12 protein-coding genes and 2 rRNA genes are annotated in these 17,513 nt (G+C 58.5%); 9 read left to right on the forward strand and 5 right to left on the reverse strand.

All coding sequences use genetic code 11. The features are described from left to right. Nucleotides 1-57: 57 nt before the first annotated feature. Complete coding sequence (locus ACRC4F_RS04765; protein ID WP_438658309.1) at nt 58-396, forward strand: tryptophan synthase subunit beta; 339 nt, start codon at nt 58-60, stop codon at nt 394-396. Nucleotides 397-533: 137 nt separating this feature from the next. Here ACRC4F_RS04765 and lapD read toward each other — a convergent pair whose 3' ends face one another. Both lapD and lapG read right to left on the reverse strand, forming a co-directional pair. Next, the gene (gene lapD / locus ACRC4F_RS04770; protein WP_438658310.1) at nt 534-2,480 is read right to left on the reverse strand and encodes a cyclic di-GMP receptor LapD; all 1,947 of its coding nucleotides are present in this window, start codon (nt 2,478-2,480) and stop codon (nt 534-536) included. A 14-nt stretch (nt 2,481-2,494) separates the two neighbouring features. Further along, nucleotides 2,495-3,187 (reverse strand): cysteine protease LapG, encoded by a 693-nt coding sequence (gene lapG, locus ACRC4F_RS04775; protein ID WP_438658311.1) that lies wholly within the window; start codon nt 3,185-3,187, stop codon nt 2,495-2,497. Between the two features lie 221 nt (nt 3,188-3,408). Between lapG and ACRC4F_RS04780 the strand changes: the two genes are divergently transcribed. The 5 genes from ACRC4F_RS04780 to ACRC4F_RS04800 all read left to right on the forward strand — a co-directional run bounded on the left by ACRC4F_RS04780 (nt 3,409) and on the right by ACRC4F_RS04800 (nt 10,442). Then, complete coding sequence (locus tag ACRC4F_RS04780) at nt 3,409-4,119, forward strand: GntR family transcriptional regulator (protein WP_438658312.1); 711 nt, start codon at nt 3,409-3,411, stop codon at nt 4,117-4,119. 706 nt (nt 4,120-4,825) lie between these two features. Beyond that, nucleotides 4,826-5,602: a DUF3050 domain-containing protein gene (locus tag ACRC4F_RS04785; RefSeq protein WP_438658313.1), complete on the forward strand. Its 777-nt coding sequence runs from the start codon at nt 4,826-4,828 to the stop codon at nt 5,600-5,602. After that, nucleotides 5,599-6,528, forward strand: a complete 930-nt coding sequence (locus ACRC4F_RS04790; protein WP_438658314.1) for a diiron oxygenase — start codon at nt 5,599-5,601, stop codon at nt 6,526-6,528. The genes ACRC4F_RS04785 and ACRC4F_RS04790 overlap by 4 nt, the downstream gene beginning before the upstream one ends. 13 nt (nt 6,529-6,541) lie before the next feature. After that, a complete protein-coding gene (locus ACRC4F_RS04795) occupies nt 6,542-9,952 on the forward strand; it encodes an amino acid adenylation domain-containing protein (RefSeq protein WP_438658315.1) in 3,411 nt (1,136 codons plus the stop codon). A gap of 22 nt (nt 9,953-9,974) precedes the next feature. Continuing rightward, nucleotides 9,975-10,442, forward strand: a complete 468-nt coding sequence (locus ACRC4F_RS04800) for an SRPBCC family protein (protein ID WP_438658316.1) — start codon at nt 9,975-9,977, stop codon at nt 10,440-10,442. 126 nt (nt 10,443-10,568) lie between these two features. Here ACRC4F_RS04800 and ACRC4F_RS04805 read toward each other — a convergent pair whose 3' ends face one another. Further along, entirely contained in the window at nt 10,569-12,449 is a 1,881-nt protein-coding gene (locus tag ACRC4F_RS04805; RefSeq protein WP_438658317.1) for a methyl-accepting chemotaxis protein, read from the reverse strand. 302 nt (nt 12,450-12,751) lie between these two features. Between ACRC4F_RS04805 and ACRC4F_RS04810 the strand changes: the two genes are divergently transcribed. The 3 genes from ACRC4F_RS04810 to ACRC4F_RS04820 all read left to right on the forward strand — a co-directional run bounded on the left by ACRC4F_RS04810 (nt 12,752) and on the right by ACRC4F_RS04820 (nt 16,855). Next, complete coding sequence (locus ACRC4F_RS04810; RefSeq protein ID WP_438658318.1) at nt 12,752-13,252, forward strand: sigma-70 family RNA polymerase sigma factor; 501 nt, start codon at nt 12,752-12,754, stop codon at nt 13,250-13,252. Beyond that, nucleotides 13,252-14,265 (forward strand): FecR domain-containing protein, encoded by a 1,014-nt coding sequence (locus ACRC4F_RS04815; RefSeq protein ID WP_438658319.1) that lies wholly within the window; start codon nt 13,252-13,254, stop codon nt 14,263-14,265. The genes ACRC4F_RS04810 and ACRC4F_RS04815 overlap by 1 nt, the downstream gene beginning before the upstream one ends. Before the next feature lie 88 nt (nt 14,266-14,353). Continuing rightward, nucleotides 14,354-16,855, forward strand: coding sequence for a TonB-dependent siderophore receptor (locus ACRC4F_RS04820; protein ID WP_438658320.1), 2,502 nt, complete (start codon nt 14,354-14,356; stop codon nt 16,853-16,855). 287 nt (nt 16,856-17,142) lie between these two features. On the opposite strand, the gene rrf (ACRC4F_RS04825) is transcribed toward ACRC4F_RS04820, so the two are convergent. Both rrf (ACRC4F_RS04825) and rrf (ACRC4F_RS04830) read right to left on the reverse strand, forming a co-directional pair. Then, nucleotides 17,143-17,258: ribosomal RNA gene (gene rrf, locus ACRC4F_RS04825) — 5S ribosomal RNA — on the reverse strand. A gap of 105 nt (nt 17,259-17,363) precedes the next feature. Then, nucleotides 17,364-17,479: ribosomal RNA gene (gene rrf / locus ACRC4F_RS04830) — 5S ribosomal RNA — on the reverse strand. Nucleotides 17,480-17,513 lie beyond the last annotated feature (34 nt).

Genomic DNA, 17,513 nt, shown 5'->3' on the forward strand with positions numbered 1-17,513 from the left:
TCCAGTTGGCCTATGCTGCTGACAGCATGACGCTGGTTCATTTCTGAGGGATGCTCAATGTTCTACGTGCAACGCGATGCGCAAGGTCAGTTAGTGCGCGTGGAAGCCGCGGCCTACGCCGAGGCCACGGAAACGCTGCCGGCCGACAACCATGAAATCCAGGATTGGTACGCCAACCAGGCTGTGGAAAACAGCCTCAAGCAGCTCAAGCAGAGCGACCTGGAGATGATCCGGGTGCTCGACGACTTGATTCAGGTGCTGACCAGCAAAGGCGTGATCCGCGTCACCGACCTGCCGGCCGCCGCCCAGGCCAAACTGATGGACCGGACCCAGGCCCGTGAGGCGTTGGGCGGGTTGAGTCATTTGATTGATGATGATGAGCCTGGGTTGATCTGAAGTCCCGTCATTGTTGTTGTCTGTACTGACGCTATCGCGAGCAGGCTCGCTCCCACAGGGTTTGGGGTCGGCCCGGACTTAGTGTTCGACACAGATCCACTGTGGGAGCGAGCCTGCTCGCGATGGCGGCATCAGCCTCACTGCCATGGCTTCGGTTCACCAAACAACTGCCCCTGAACCCCATACAACCCCATCTCCCGAATCACCAGCAACTCCCCTTGAGTCTCGACCCTCTCGGCAATCAACGGCAGATCGATGCTATGCGCGGCCCGCTGGATCGCCTCAATAAACAGGCGCTTGTCGCTTTCCTGATCAATCGCGCGGATGTAACTGCCGTCAATCTTCAGATACGCCAACCCCAGCCGCGCCAGGTTGCCGATCATGCTGAAGCGTCCGCCAAACCGTTGCAGACTCAGGGAGAACCCAAGCTCACGCAAACGCCGCGTCAGTTCTTCCAGCATCGCTTGCTCGGGCAGCTGCTCTTCGCCGATTTCCAGGGTCAGCCGTGGTCCGAGATCGGAATGAATACGCAAAATCTCGAAGACTTTATTCAGCGCCTGCGCATCGGCCAACGTCGCCGAAGACAGGTTCAGCGCCAGCGATTGTTCATGCTCGGCCATCTGTTCAAGGACCAGCTCCAACATCAGTCGATCCAGGCGTGCGGTCCAGCCAAAGCGCTCGAGCCACGGCAGAAAGCGCCCGGCGGGAATGGTCTGGCCCTCGGCGTCGATCAACCGCGACAGCACCTTGTAATGCAGCACCAGTTGCGTGTCCTGGCTGGCCACCACCGGTTGGAAATACAGCTGGAACCGCTGCTGATTCAACGCTTCATCCAGCAAGTTATGCCAGGCGTGATGGTCATCGCCGACGCTGGCCGATGCGCTGTGATCGAGGCACGCCCAGCTCTGTTCGCCCTGCCCTTCAGCTTGAGCCAGTGCCTGGTCGCCAAGCCCTAAAACAGCCTGCGGTGAGTCGCCATGAACAAACGGTGCCAGCCCGATCGACGCGACCGAGGCCACATCAGTGGCGCCGGTCGCATGCAGGCTCGCCAAGGCACTGTCGAGGTTCTGCGCCAGTTGCAGCGCTTCTTCGCGCACCAGCCCCGGCGCCAGCACGGCAAACTCACCGCCACGGATCCGCGTGACGAGGTTCTGCGTTTCCGGGTACTTGGCGCACTCGCGGGACAGCTGCTCGCCCACGGCTTGCAACAATTGGTCGGTGCGTTGGCCGCCCAGACGCTGGTTCAAACCGGCCAGGTCCTTGACCCGCAACAACAGCAAATAGCCCGAACTGGCTTGCTCGGGATTACTCACCCGGGCGTTCAATTGCATCTCGAAATAGCGACGGTTGGCCAGGCCCGTCAAGTTGTCCTGATAGGACTCGATCCGCAGTTTTTCACTGCGCTCGGCCTGCTCATGGAACAGCGCCTTGAGCTTCTCGACCATCTGATTCATGGCCTGCACCACACGGCGCAGTTCCGGTGTGCGCGGCAGTTCCGGCAGGCTGAGGAATTCGCGGCGAGCGATGGCGTGGGATTGCTTGACCATGTAGTCCAGCGGTTTCAGTTGTCGACGCAGCAACAATGCGCCCAGCACCGCGCTCACGGCGCCGCAGATCAGCAACCAGCCGAGGCTGCCCAACGCGCTCTGCCACAGCTTGGCCAATGCGAACATCGGATGGCTGACTACCTCGACCCGCGCCGCCTGTTCCCAGCCACGGCTGACCAGCGCATCGCCGCCGGCCGGCTCCAGGCCGATCATTTTGACGAACCAGTCCGGCACGTTGTTCACCGCCGGAATGCCGCTGCGCTCAACGATGGTCTGGTCAGTCTTGAGATCGACCACGCGGATGCTCGCGTAATAACCGCTGTCGAAGATTGAACTGACCAGCAGCTCGACCATCGCCGGGTCGTCGATGTTCGGCGTCAGGGACAGCGCCAATGCCGTCGCGGCGTCCTGGGCGTGGGAGCGCAACTGGTTGACGTACTGGGTGCGCGAGCTTTCCAGGCTGACCATGAAGCTGCCGGTGAAGGCGACCACCAGGAACAGACAGATAGCGATCAACAGCTGTTTGAACAAAGACATCTGAGCGCGTGCTCCTAGTTAGTCGTCTCGACCGGGAAACCTTCGGCCTGCATTTTCTTCAACACGTCCTGCCAGCGAGACAGACGCTTGGTATCACCGACCTTCTTGTTGCCCTTGGCGCCCGGCAACCACAACCCTTCGGCATTAAAAGAGTAGACCGGCAGCAAATCGGTTCGTTGGCTGGCCGGTTTTATTGCATCGATCAGGCTGTCGAGCACCAGCGGCATCGCCTCGGGGCTCGAATAGTAAGTCAACACCATGTGCGCCCGATTCAGCCGCAAAGCCTTGACGTAGGTGATGCGCAGCTTGTCACTGGAGACGCCGAGATGGCGCAGGCTGAAGTACTTGGCGATGGCGTAGTCTTCGCAGTCGCCGGCACCCTTCCACAGGGCTTCGATGGGTGTTTCCCAATAATCGACCTCGTGCCACAGGTCAATGTCCTCGACGTAACGCATCTGTTTGTTGAAAAACTGATTGACCACGTTGAGCTGTTCCAGCTCGTTGACCTGTTTTTGCGTGGCCAGCAAACGCTGCCAGGCGTCGATGCGCGCCTGACCTTCGCCCAACGGTCCGTACAAGGCCTGCGCCTTGCGGCTGATCAGCGAGAAATCCCAATCGGCATGCAACCCGCCCAGCATGACGCCGGCCAGCAGCAACGCGCAGCACAGCCAGCGCAAAGTCCGAGGAATCGCGAAACGTACCGCCAATGCGAGGCATCCAGGTCAGGCAGGGGGAATTCGGTTGATGGTGCAGGTTAGCCCGCTAAAAGACAATGGCACGATGCAATCACTGGCGACGCGCTAGACTTTGAATGGTGGATGACATGAAAAAGTCGCGGGCAGCGATCTTCTGTCCGTTTGACAAGCTGCATGGCAGTCACTAGTGTCCATTTGGATCCAAATATTTCAGCCAGACAGGGTGCGTAGTAGTGACACAGAAGCCCAACCCCCTCAGCAGTATCAAGGTCAACGGGCCGATTCCCGCTCACCTGGCACGTTCGGTGATCGAAGAAACCCTGCGTTCGGCCATTCTCGACGGACGCATTCCCTGCGGCACCGCGTTGCGCCAGCAGGATTTGGCCGATCTGTTCGGTGTCAGCCGCATGCCGGTGCGTGAAGCCCTGCGCCAACTTGAAGCACAGGCCTTGCTCAACGTTATCGCCCACAAAGGCGCAGTGGTTGCGCCGCTGGTTCAGGGCGATGCCGTCGAAACCTATGCGTTACGGATTCTGCTGGAATCCGAAGCACTGCGCCTGTCGATTCCCTTGTTGGAGAAGGAAGACTTCGAACAGGCAGCCAAGCATATCGACGACCTGGAAACGGAGCACGATTACAGCGAGATCGGCCGCCTCAATCGTCTCTTTCACATGGCGCTCTATGGCAAAGCGCCTAACCGCCGGCTGTTGCGGCTGGTCGAGGAAGGACTGAACGAAGAAGAGCGCTTCCTGCGCTTCAACCTGGAAGCCATGGGCCTGGGCAAGTTATCCCAGGAAGACCACCGGGCGCTGTTGCTGGCCGTCGAAGACCGCGACATCGAGCGCTCGGTGCAGCTGCTCGAAAATCACCTCAATCGCGGCGTCGAGGTGATCACGCGTTACCTCAACAGCCCTGAAGCGCTGAACAAGAAAACCTCCAGGTAAACCCTACGCCAAACCTCGGTGCGCAGTTCGAACTGCGCGCCGCGTTTGCCGTGAATAATCTGCCAACACATCCCCTCCGCTAATAGCGAATCATCGCGCAACCGCCCGTCCCTTCCCCCAAAGCCTCGTTAATCGATCTTGCGCCCTCAAAACGCCGGCAAAGATGACGTCCGGGCGATAGCGGCGGCCGTGATTTACGCTCACTCTTGGGTTGCCAACGAATAATGAACGGGCGACGCACCGCACTGGCGGCGCAGTCCTCGCACCAAGAACCTACGGAAGGAGTCTTGTCACGGGAAAGGAAGCACCGGCGTCAATCCCAGCCAACTTCCACCCCTTGAAGCATTCAACGGAACAACTTTGAAAGTTGCTTTGAGTGAGGCATTCACTCTTTATTCGAATTTTGACGATACTTCGTCGAAAGGAGCAACTACGCCCAAATAAAACTGAAACTTAAAGTTTTATCGGAACTTATCGCGCGCAAGAAAACACAACTTGCAAATAATATAAAAATAACTTGCCCGGCACTTTACTCGTGTATTAGTTTTTCTCCGCCGCCAGCAAACATGGCACCAAACCGAGTTTATCGCACTTGATGACATCATTTTAATTGAGGCATCCGCTCGCCAATAAAAAACGTTAAACGACCGTCACTTATTGATCACAACACCCTTAACGGCAATTCAGATCACTTATAGGCTCGCTCATGAAAACGAATAAAGACCGCCTCAACCAGAAGAAAGCAGAACTTAGTGCGCACCCGATCTTCTCTGAAATACATTCACTCTCGGTACTTCAACGTTTCATGGAAACCCATGTCTTTGCGGTGTGGGATTTCATGTCGCTGACCAAGCGTCTGCAACAGGAACTGACCTGCGTTCAACTACCCTGGCTGCCGCCGAGAGATCCGCAGGCCGCGCGTCTTATCAATGAGATTGTGCTGGGTGAAGAGTCCGATGATCGTCCGGCCCAGGGTCATTACAGTCATTTTGAGTTGTACCTGGATGCGATGCGCGAAGTCGGTGCCAGCACCGTCGCTGTTGAACGCTTCGTGGCGTTGCAGCAAGAAGGCGTAAGTTACGACGTGGCGTTGCAAAGCGTTGATGTCGATCCGGCGGCCGCGCAGTTCGTGCGGCACACCTTGCACACTGCGCTGCATGCGCCAGGACACAGCGTTGCCGCTGCGTTCTTGCATGGTCGTGAGAGTGTTATTCCGCAGATGTTCCAGCGGATTCTCGACGATTGGGGCATCGGCATCGAGCAAGCGCCGACCTTTCGCTACTACCTGGAGCGGCACATTGAAGTCGACTCCGAAGACCACGGCCCGGCGGCAGAAAAACTCCTCGCACGCCTGGTCGATGGCGATTCGCAACGCGAAGAAGACGTCTACGCGAGCGCCATCGCCGCCGTGGAAAGCCGCATTGCTTTGTGGGACGGCTTGCGACTGAGCATGAGCGAACCGGTTGCCGAGGTGAACGCATGAACGCCGCCGACTACCAATCCTTCGCCGACGCCTGGGAAAACCGCGCCACCATCCGCACGCGGCCCCGGCGGGTGCTGGAGAACGATGACAAGCTGATCTATCCGTTGAGCCGCCAGCCACTGGTGCTGAGTGAAACCTTCCTGCGCGAATGCCCGGAACAACGGGACTTCGCCCTGGTGCAGACGCTGTACAAATTCATCAACGACGTGGTGATTTTCGAAACCGAGATCGTCGACAAGACCGCCCGCAGCATCGCCAAGAATCGCTTCGCCGTGGCCTTCCCGTTCGCCTGTCGCTATGACGCCATGACTGTGGTGGTGGACGAGGATTACCACGCGCTGGTGGCCATGGACTTCATGCAGCAGACCGTTGCCATGACCGGTATCACGCCGATCCAGCTGCCGGATGAAATCGAGCTGAGTCGGGCGATTCCGGCGTCCGTAGCCCTTGCACCGGAACACCTGCGCAGCGCCGTGGAACTGATCTGCGTGGCCATCGCCGAGAACACCGTGACCGGCGATGTGGCGGCGTTCGCCAAGGACGACACGGTCAAGCAATCGATCAAGGGCCTGATGGCCGACCACTTGCTCGATGAGGGCCGCCACTCAGGGTTCTGGTCGCGGATGGTGCGCATCTACTGGCACACCGCGAGCGAAGACGACCGCCAGCAGATTGCGCAGATTCTGCCGGTATTCATCGGCCATTACCTGACCAACGACATCCAGAAATCCTTCGACTTCCGCTTGATCGAAGCCTTGCAGATCAACGACGCGGCACGACAGGCACTCAAGAACGAAATCTCGGGGCTGGCCTTCCCGATCAATCGTCATCACCCGCTGGTCGCCAACATCGTGCGGTTTTTCCGCAGCAGTTCGCTGCTCGATTCGCCGTGCGTGCAAGACGCCCTCAGCGACTACCTGGTTTAACGAGGAGAACATCATGAGACGTCTCGACATTCTGCTCATTGGGCAAAGCCAGGCCTTGACCGACCTGGCGGTGGAACTTGAACAACAAGGTCATTCGCCGGCGCGGCTCGAAGCGTTCGACAAGCCGCCGTCGTTTGATCTGCTGATCGACGACGCGAGCCAGGCGTTTACAGTCTTGAGTGATGCACCGAAACTGACACTGCAACTTGGCCTCGGCGCGCCAGGCGTCACTGGGCTGCCGTCCATGGACCTGCTGTGCATGCTTGGATCTAAGCTGTTCACGCGCGTGCCGATTGCCGATGACGCGTCTGGAAACGGCCAGGCGCTGCGCCTGCGAGTGGTGGCGGAACTGGTGGACCATGTCTCGCTGCTGGTCAGCCGATTTTCTCGCGACGCCGAGTATTTTTTACACGCTGGACCGGCTGCTCACGCTCACTTTGAGCGTGTGGAAAACCTGCTGTTTTTAGAGCGCCTGGCCTTCACTCATCAACTCAACAACACGGCTCAATCGTGGCTGCTTCAGCTTGCCAGGATCCCGATGATCGAGCGCCTCGAACAACGCTTCATTGAGTCCGCTGAACGCCCCGCGCTGAACATCGACGGCACATCACTGAGCTATCGGCAATTGCACGCCCACAGCCGCGCAATTCAGCAGCGCTTGCTGCCGTTGCTCGCTCGGCATCAAGGACCGTTGGTGATCGGGATTTGCCTGCCGAAATGCAGTTCGCTGTATGCGGGGATTCTCGCGATTCTGGGCAGCGGTGCGGTGTATTTGCCGCTGGAACCGAGCCATCCGCTGCAACGTCAGCAGTACATCCTTTCGAATGCCGGGGCGGTGTTGTTGCTGCATGACGGCCAGCATCCACTCGCCGACGAAATGCCGGCGCTGAACATCAGTTGCATCGACGTAGATGACGTAGACCTCGGCCAACCCTTGATGCGCCAGCGCCCCGATCTCGACGCGCCGTGCATGGCGCTCTACACCTCGGGTACCACCGGACATCCCAAAGGCGTGTTGCTCAGCCAGGCCAACCTCGCGCACTTCACCGCGTGGTACGCCGACTATGTGCAGCTGACCGAACACAGTCGGGCCTTGCAGTTTTCGTCGTTGAGTTTCGACTCGTCGCTGATCGATATTTTCCCGACCCTGCTGCAGGGCGCCGAGTTGATCGTGCCCAGCGACGATCAGCGCCGCGATCCGTTGCAACTGGTCGAGCTGATCCGCCATCAACAACTGAGCCATGCTTTTTTGCCGCCGGCGTTGTTGAGCATCCTTCCGCTGGATCAATTGCAATGCCTCGATCACGTGATGACCGGGGGTGATGTCTGCGAACCCTACGTCATCGAGCAACTGACCCGTCAGGGCAACCTCTACAACCTCTATGGCCCGACCGAAGCGACTGTGTTGATTACCGCGCGCCAGCTGCGCACCGGTGACAACAACCGCACCCTCGGGGCGCCGATTGCCAACAGCCATGTGTTGATTCTCGACGAGGCGTTTCAACCGGTGGCCGAGCAGACTGTCGGTGAGTTGTTCATCGTCGGCCCGGGGGTGTGCCTGGGTTATCTGAACAACCCGCAGCAGACCGCCGAACGTTACCTGGACTTGAATCTGCCGGATGGCCAGCGCCTGCGCGCCTACCGGACCGGCGACATGGCGAAGTGGACCCGCGACGGTATCGAGCTGTGCGGGCGGCGGGACAATCAGGTGAAGATCCGCGGTTTTCGCGTTGAGCCGGAAGAGATCGAACGCTGCCTGCGCGACAGTCAGTTGTACCGTCAGGTAGCGGTGGTCATCGACAGTCAGCGGCGGATTCTGGCCTTCCTCGCGCAACCTCAGGAGGAACAACCGGGTGTCGCTCGCGAAGCCTTGAAGGCGCATGCGCTGCAGTTTTTGCCGGACTACATGCAACCGATTGCCTGGACCGAACTGCCGAGCATGCCGTTCGCCAGCAACGGCAAGGTCGATCGCAAAGCCTTGCTGGCGATGCCAGTGAATGTGGCCGAAAACACCGCGCGGCGCTTGCCCGCCAGCGCCGATGAAGCGCTGTTGCTGGAGATCTGGGCGGAACTGCTGGAGCTGCCGGCCAGTGATATTTCAACCGACGAAAGTTTCTTCAATCTGGGCGGCCATTCGATTCTGTTGTCACGAATGCTCCTGCGATTGCGTGAGGAATTCGGTCGCAGCATCTCGATCAACCGCTTCATTGAATTGCCGACTATTGCGAAGCTGGCGACGCTGGTGCGTGGCTCCGGCACCGAGGAAGTCCTGAGTGCGCAGGCGCTGGCGGATGCCTTCCGCGAGCTGGATATTCAGCCGTTGCCGATCAGCCGCATGGGCGATGTGCACAAGGTGATCGTCACCGGCGCCAACAGCTTTGTCGGAGTGCACATCGTCGAGGCGTTGCTGGCGTGGGGTGTCAGTGAAGTCGCCTGCCTGGTGCGCGATGGCGGCGGGCAATCGGCGGCGGAGCGCTTCGCTCACGCGTTGCGGGAAAACCGTCTGGAGCATCTGGACCTGAGTCGGGTGCAGGTTTACGCGGCAGACATTACGCGCCCGGCATTGGGACTCGATGCGCACGTTTACGAACGCCTCGATCGAGAGTTCGGCGCGTTGGTGCACAACGCTGCCAACGTCAATCACGTGCTCGATTACGAGTCGCTGGCGCGGGACAACGTCGAGCCGATTTTCGAATGCCTTCGGCTGTGCGAAGGGCGCAGCAAGAAGATCTTCAATTTCGTCTCCACGCTGTCAGCGTCCAGCACCATTGCCGACGATGGCCGGGTATTGGAATTGCCCGCCGCGCAGACCCCGCCGATCTACATCAAGAACGGCTACAACCTGTCCAAATGGGTCGGCGAACGGATCCTCGAACGGGCGCGAGAGCGTGGGGTTCGGGTCAATCTTTTTCGCCCCGGCAACATCAGTTTCAACAGCCTGACCGGTGTCTGTCAGCCGCATAAAAATCGCTTGATGCTGATGCTCAAGGGGTCGATCCAGCTCGGTCAGGTGCCGGAGTTCGCGCTGAACTTTGACCTGATGCCGGTGGACTTTCTCGCCCGCTTTATCGCCTTCCATGCCAGCCGTTATTCGCCTGAAAAAGCCGTGTTCAACCTGCACAACCCCGAACCTTTGAGCTGGGACGATTACGTCGCGTCGTTCCGTGAGGCTGGCCGAGAGTTTTCCATGGTCAGCGTCGCCGACTGGCAGCAGCAACTGGGCCGGGTCGACAGCAACAACGCGCTGTTCGGCGTACTCGGTTTCTACCTCAACGGCTTCGAGGAAGACATCGGCGACATTTCGATGATCGGCCACGCCAACGCCCAGGCCGGCGTGCGCCAGATGGGCGCACATTACCCGGAAAAATCCCCGGCGCTGCTGCGTCGTGGCTGCGACTACCTCAAAGAAATCAATTTCATCTGATTCACTCAACCGGAGCAAAACCATGAAAACCCTGCAACCCGATACCCTGATCAAAAACCCGCAAGGCTGCCACGTCGTGTCTTCGGTGGAAGTGCCGGCTGACGCTGCGAAGGTCTGGACGGTGGTCGGCAACTTTGCCGGCTTCGACAAATTCATCCCGGCGCTGTCGCACATCGAAATGACGGGCGAAGGCGTGTCGTCGCTGCGCAAGAAATTCTTCAAGGACGGTAACCTGGTGGTCGAGCAACTCAACTCGCGGGATGACCAGGCGTTGAACATGACGTGGACCACGATTTACAACACGCTGGGTGTGGCCAGTTTGTGGGCGGCGATGAGTGTCGAGCCGCTGGGTGCGGGCCAGTCGCGGGCGACCTGGACCATCATTGCCGAACCGGCGCAGGGGGGTGATGAGGCGTTGCCGGGGTTCAAGGATTTTGTGCAGGGGTTTGCGGATGATGCGATGGGGAATGTGTTGAAGCTGTTTGTGTAGGGCTTCTGTTCAGCGGTGATTAATCCACCGCTATCGCGAGCAGGCTCGCTCCCACAGGGTTTAGCGTGAACCTGTGGGAGCGAGCCTGCTCGCGATTGAACGATAACGCAGTAGAACTGACCCGAATCAGATCTTGAAGCTATCCACCAACTGCTTCAACCGGTTCGCCTGCAACGACAACGCATCACAATCCTTCAACGTTTCATTGAGGTTGGCCACGCTCTGCTGGTTCAGCAAGTTGATCTGGTTAACGTCGACGTTGAGGGTTTCCACCACCGCCGTCTGCTCTTCCGTCGCCGCGGCCACCGACTGGTTCATGCCGTCGATTTCGCCGATGCGCTGGGTCACGCTGACCAATCGCAGACCCGCCTGGTTCGCTACTTCGACAGTCTCTTCGCTGGAGACCTGACTGGCGTTCATGGTCGTCACCGCTTCACGAGAACCGATCTGCAGCGATGTGATCATCTTGTGAATCTCCTCCGCCGACTCCTGAGTGCGATGCGCCAGGTTGCGCACTTCGTCCGCCACGACCGCAAAACCACGGCCGGCTTCACCGGCACGCGCGGCTTCGATGGCAGCGTTGAGGGCGAGCAAGTTGGTCTGCTGGGAGATGCCTTTGATCACATCGAGAATATGCCCGATGTTGTCAGTGCTGGCGTTCAGGGTTTCGATCTGGGTGCAGGACAAGCTGATTTTCTGCGACAGCTCGGTCATGGCCAGGATGGTTTTCTCCACCACCTGACGACCGTCGTCCGCCTGCTCGCTTGCGCCGCTGGCGTGCTGCGAGGCATCGGCGGCATTGCGGGCGATTTCCTGGGTGGCGGCGCCCAGTTGGTTGATCGCCGCCGCCACGCTGTTGGTGCGCGCGCTTTGTTCGTCGGAGCCAATGATCGAGGCGTTGGACGATGCCATCACACGCTGCGACAAATCGTGGACCTGACGGGTCGCCGAAGACACTTCGGAAATCGAGGCGTGAATCCGCTCCACGAACTGGTTGAACGAACCGCCCAACTCGCCGAACTCGTCTTTGCTTTCCACGGCCAGACGACGGGTCAGATCACCTTCGCCCTGGGCGATGTCCTGCATCGCACGGCCCATGGTGGTCAGCGGACGCATCAGCACGTTGATCAGCAGGCTCAGCAGCACTGCAATAACGCTGACGGCGATGAACATTGCGATCAGCGCCGAAGTACGGAATTGACTCAGTGGCGCGTAGGCCTTGTCCTTGTCGATCGACAGACCGATGTACCACTCGGCATTCGGCAAGCCGCTCACCGGGGTGAACGAGAGGATGCGGTCCTGCTTGTTCAGGGTGACGTCCTGATTGCCCTTCTCGATGCGTACGCCAGAGTTCGGATAAATGTCTTTCAGGTTTTTCATCACCTGATCTTTGTCCGGGCTGACGATCACCTGACCGTCGGCGCTGACCAGGAACGCGTGGCCGATGCCACCGAAGTCCACCGAGTTGATGATCTTCACCAGGGTTTCCAGGCTCAGGTCACCGCCGACCACACCGAGCAATTCGCCGTTCTTTTTCACCGGCATGGCGATGGTCACCACCAAGCCACCGACCGCTGCCATATACGGCGGCGTCAGCATGGTCTTGTCGGCAGCCACGGCTTGTTTGTACCAGGGACGCTGACGCGGATCGTAACCGTCCGGCATCTTCGCGTCGGGGCGTTGAGTGAACACGCCATTGGCCTGGCCAACGTAGGTGAACTGGAAGTTCGAGGTGAAGGCAGGCTGATCAACCAGGCCTGGCAGGTCCGCGCTGGCGCCTTGATGAGCGACGTTCTGTGCGAGGTTTTCCAGGACCAGCACACGGCCGCTCATCCAGTTCTGCACGCTGCTGGCGGTCAGATCGCCGGCTTGCTGAACGGAAGATTCAAGGTTTTGCCGGATGGTGTTTCGCTGCAGATAGTCGTTGTACAAAGTGAACAACGCGAAAGCCAGCACCACGACGCCAGAGGCGGCCAGAAGGATTTTATGGCTGAACTTGAGATTCATTTCATGGGACTTCTTGTGCAAAAAGTGGGGATGCATTCCAGGTGCAACATTCCATGTAACGGCGCAGGCGGCATTCTTCGCCGCTCTACTTTGGTGCACGCATGTCTCCCCAGTCTGTCGGCACCAGTCAGGGAAATCTTAGGGGTTTGTACGAAATGCCCGGCATTCCCGCCGAACGGCATGCTAGAGCGGTTGAATAGAGTTTTTGTGATGACGGTTGCATCAACCGGCAGTTGCAAATTCCCCGACCCTTGATGACAATGCGACTAATTATCATTTGTGACGTTCGGGCTGTCGCGTTCATGTCCTCACCTCAGTTTGCAGTACAGACGCTTTACAGTTGCCATCACGGTTGGCTCAATGCGTGGCTGCGCGCTCGGCTTGGCAATGCAGCCGATGCAGCAGACGTGGCGCACGACACGTTCGTGCGCCTGCTGCAGAGAACCGAACGCCTGGAACTGAAGGCACCCCGCGCCTTTTTGCGAACCATCGCCCGCGGGCTGGTCATCGACCATTGGCGCCGTGAAGAAATCGAGCGCGCCTACCTGGAAATCCTTGCCCAGTTGCCCGAAGCGCAAACTCCGAGTGCCGAAGCGCGGGCGCTGGTGCTCGAATTGCTGGAAAGCATTGCCCGCATGCTTGAAGGACTTAAGCCGAAAGTGCGTCAGGCCTTTCTGTTGGCGCAGTGCGAAGGACTTACCCACAAGCAGATTGCCGAGCAGATGGGTTTGTCTCTGCGCTCGGTAGAGCGTTACGTCGCTGATGCGCTATATCACTGCTATGTCTTGCGGTATGAAGCGTGATGCCTGTGGATAACTCGTCACTTCAACGGCGCGATGAACCTCATCAGCAAGTGGTCAAACAGGCCATCAATTGGCTGCTGCGACTGCGCAACAACGCGACCAATCCGAGGCTGCGCCAGCAATGCGACGTGTGGCGCGCGGAGCATTTCGAACACGAGTTGGCCTGGCAGCGGGTGCAGTCCCTGCAAGCCGAGTTGAGCAGCAATCTACGCGGGGTGCCCGGTGCTCAAGTGGCGTTCAATACGCTGGAAAACAGCGCTCAGGGATTGGGACGACGCCAGGCGCTCAAGTTGCTATCAGGCGTTTTGCTGATGGGGTCCGCTGCATGGCTAGCCAAGGATACGGCGAGTTGGCAACAGTGGACCGCCGACTTCGCCACTGCCACGGGCGAGCGACGGGGTTTCCAGTTACCCGACGGCACCCGCCTGGAACTCAACACCGCCAGCGCGGTGGATCTCGATTACACCGCGCAGCAACGGTTGATCAGACTGACACGCGGCGAAATCATCGTGACCTGCGGCGGGATCGATGAAGCGTCTTCTTTTGATCGACCGTTGCGAGTGCAAAGTCGTCACGGCGTGTATGAAGGCGTGGGGGCGCGGTTCATCCTGCGTCAGGACGATGACTGCACACGGCTCAATGTCACCAGCGGGATGGTGGCGATTCATTCGCCCCGGGCTGCCGACGGTGAGCCGATTCGGGTACAGGCCGGGCAGAGTTATTTGATCGATCATAACCAGGCGAAGCTGGTGCCGCCGCTGGAGATGGATGCTGGCGCGTGGGTCGATGGCCTGATCGTCACTCGCAACATGCGCCTGGGGGATTTTCTCAATGAAGTCGCACGGTACCGGCACGGTTATCTGACGTGCTCAGCGGACATTGCTGACTTGCGATTGTCCGGAGTCTTCCGTCTGGAGAACACCGATAAGCTGCTGGCCATCCTTCCGCAAACCCTGCCCGTGCAGTTGCGTTACCGCACTCGCTGGTGGGTGTCGCTGGAGCGGCACGTCTGAATTATTTTTGGCGGGTTTTCCGTGCAAGCCCGGCTTAGTCAGTAAGCACTTCAACTCTGACTTCAGCGACTTCCTACGGAAACCTACAATGACTGTGTGCGCCATCGGTAAGAATCTTCCCTGTTTTACTGCGGATACCTGCATTTTGCGCCACGCCGTTCGCGCAGCGCTGTTCTCTACTGCGCTGGGCGTTAGCTTGCTGCCAACATGGGCTGTTGCGGCGAAGGGCAGCGCAGTCAGTAGCCCTCGCTATAACATCGGCGTAGGTCCACTAAGCGAGGTGCTCAATCTGTTTGCGCGTCAGGCCGGCATCACGCTGTCGACCACACCAGGGCAAACCAGCGGGCGTCAGTCACCGGGTGTGCAGGGCGACTATACGGTCGATCAGGCGCTGAATCATTTGCTCAGTGGTTCGGGCCTGGAGGCCGTGAGCCAGGATGGCAGCAGCTATGTGCTGCGGCCCGCCGCTGAAACTGGAACGCTCGCGCTGCCCACCACCGACATCAAAGGCTTTGCCCTCGGTAACGCACTGGGCAGCATGGATGGCTACAACGCGACGCACAGCCAGATCGCCACCAAAACCAGTACCTCGCTGTTGGAAATGTCACAAACCGTGTCGGTGGTCACCCGTGAGCAAATGGACGATCAGGGCTCGCAAACCGTCTCCCAGGCGATGCGCTACACCCCGGGCGTGTTGACCAATCCTTATGGCGCGACCCACCGTTACGACTACGTGGCGATGCGCGGCTTCAACGACGGCTCGGTGGATAACATCTACCTCGACGGCCTCAAATCCATGGGCGACAGCGGCACCTACAGCACCATGCAGGTGGACCCGTACTTCCTGGAGCGCGTGGACATTCTCAAAGGGCCGTCATCGGTACTTTACGGTCGCAGTTCGCCGGGTGGACTGGTGGCATTGACCAGCAAGAAACCGCTGTATGAGCCTTACCATCAGGTCCAGGCCACTGTGGGCAGCCAGGGCCAGCACGGCATGGGTTTCGACTTCAGCGGCCCGGTGGATGACGACAAGCGCATTGCCTATCGTCTGACAGGGTTGGCGGATCAGTCCGACACACAGTTCGATCACAACAAGGAAAAGCGTTTCGCCCTGGCGCCTACGGTGAGCATCGACTTCACCGAAGATACCTCGCTGACCTTGCAAGCCTATCTGCAACACGATCCCGATGGCGGCTATCACGGTGGCGTGCCGGCCGACGGCACAATCCATCAACGCAATGGCAATCGCATTTCCCCACACTTCTTTGAGGGCGAGCCTGGGATAGATGGTTTTGAGCGTGATCAGCAATCCTTGGGTTATCAATTCGAGCATCGTTTCAATGACGCCTTCACTGCACGGCAGAACTTCCGTTACCTCGATTCCACGGTAAAGATCGATCAGGTCTACGCCTATGGCTGGACCACACCGAGCAGTAATGAGTTGAATCGTTATTACACCGGTGGCGACGAGAAACTTCATGCATTCATCGTCGATAACATGCTGCAAGCGGAGTTCTTCGCCGGCGCAACCAAACACACGGCACTGATGGGCGCGGACTACCAGCGGCGCAAGACTGTGGTCGCCTGGACCAGCGGCGCGCTTGCACCGATTGATGCGTTCAACCCGATGTACGGCAACTCGGACATCGAGTTCTATGGAACAACCAGCTACCTGCGTCGTCTGGAACAAACCGGCATTTACCTGCAAGACATGATCGAGATGGACAAGTGGCGCTTCTCCCTGGGGCTACGGCAGGACTGGGTCGATACCTCCGATGAGAACCGACTGGCTGAAGTGGAACGCCCGGTGGGCACCGAAATCAGTGACAAACGCACCAAGCTGACCGGCCGTGCCGGCGCGTTGTACCTGTTCGATAACGGCATTGCGCCTTACATCAGCTACTCCGAGTCTTTCAACCCGAATTCCTATTCGGACAGTGCCGGTAATCCTCTGGCACCGACTGACGGGAAGCAATGGGAAGTGGGGTTTAAGTATCAACCACCGGGCACCGACAACTTGTTCACCGCGTCGCTGTTTCGCATCGATCAGGAAAACCTCGCGACCAAACTGCCGCAGGAAAACTTCTACCGCGCGGTAGGTGCCGTCCGCTCCCAAGGCCTGGAACTGGAAGCGCACATGCAACTGACCGAGACTTTGAAAGTGCTCGGCAGCTACACCTTCACCGACATCGAATACTCGAAATCGATGGTCAGTACCCTGAGCACAGCCACCGACATCATCGAGAACAAGGGCAACTCGCCGACCCAAGCCCCGCGGCACATGGCGTCGGTCTGGGCAGACTACAAATTCGACAGCGCGGCACTCGATGGTCTGCGTATGGGCGGTGGTGTGCGGTATGTCGGCTACAGCTGGGCCGATGCAGAGAACACTATCAAGGTGCCGTCCTACACGTTGTTTGACGCCTCTGTCGGCTACGACTTGGGCAAGGTTGGCTTGAAGGGTGTGGACGTACGCCTGAATGCGAACAACCTGACAAACGAGTCTTACGTGGCGTCCTGCGCCAGCCTGAACTTCTGCTATCTGGGTGAAGAACGCAATGTCGCCGCCACGGTGAGCTACCAGTTCTAATTATTCGTGATTCCTACAAAGCCAGCGCCTGATTCCAGGGGCTGGCTTTGTCGTTTCTGCGGGAATATTCCATGCGCGTACTTCTGGTTTTACTTCTTCGCTAGCTCGGTTTGGCTACAGCGTTGTGATTGCCGTGCTGTCGGTGACCGGGATCTATAACTGACGGCGCAAGTGGTTGGCTCGCAAAAGCAGTCAGGCGCGTAAAGAGTCGCCCTGAGGGAAGTTTTCAGGACTCCAGAAAGACAAAACCCCTGTCTGCGTTAGCAGACAGGGGTTTTGGAATTCAATCTTGACGATGACCTACTCTCACATGGGGAAACCCCACACTACCATCGGCGATGCATCGTTTCACTGCTGAGTTCGGGATGGGATCAGGTGGTTCCAATGCTCTATGGTCGTCAAGAAATTCTGTGACCAGCCCGTTACGGTCGTAACGTACCAGCAAAATTGGTGACTTCTACTAAAACAAAACCCCAACTGCTTTCGCAATTGGGGTTTCGGAATTTAATCTTGACGATGACCTACTCTCACATGGGGAAACCCCACACTACCATCGGCGATGCATCGTTTCACTGCTGAGTTCGGGATGGGATCAGGTGGTTCCAATGCTCTATGGTCGTCAAGAAATTCGGTAGCCAGGTCGTGGGCCTTTACAGGT

The organism is Pseudomonas sp. (assembly GCF_051660785.1).
GTDB lineage: Bacteria > Pseudomonadota > Gammaproteobacteria > Pseudomonadales > Pseudomonadaceae > Aquipseudomonas.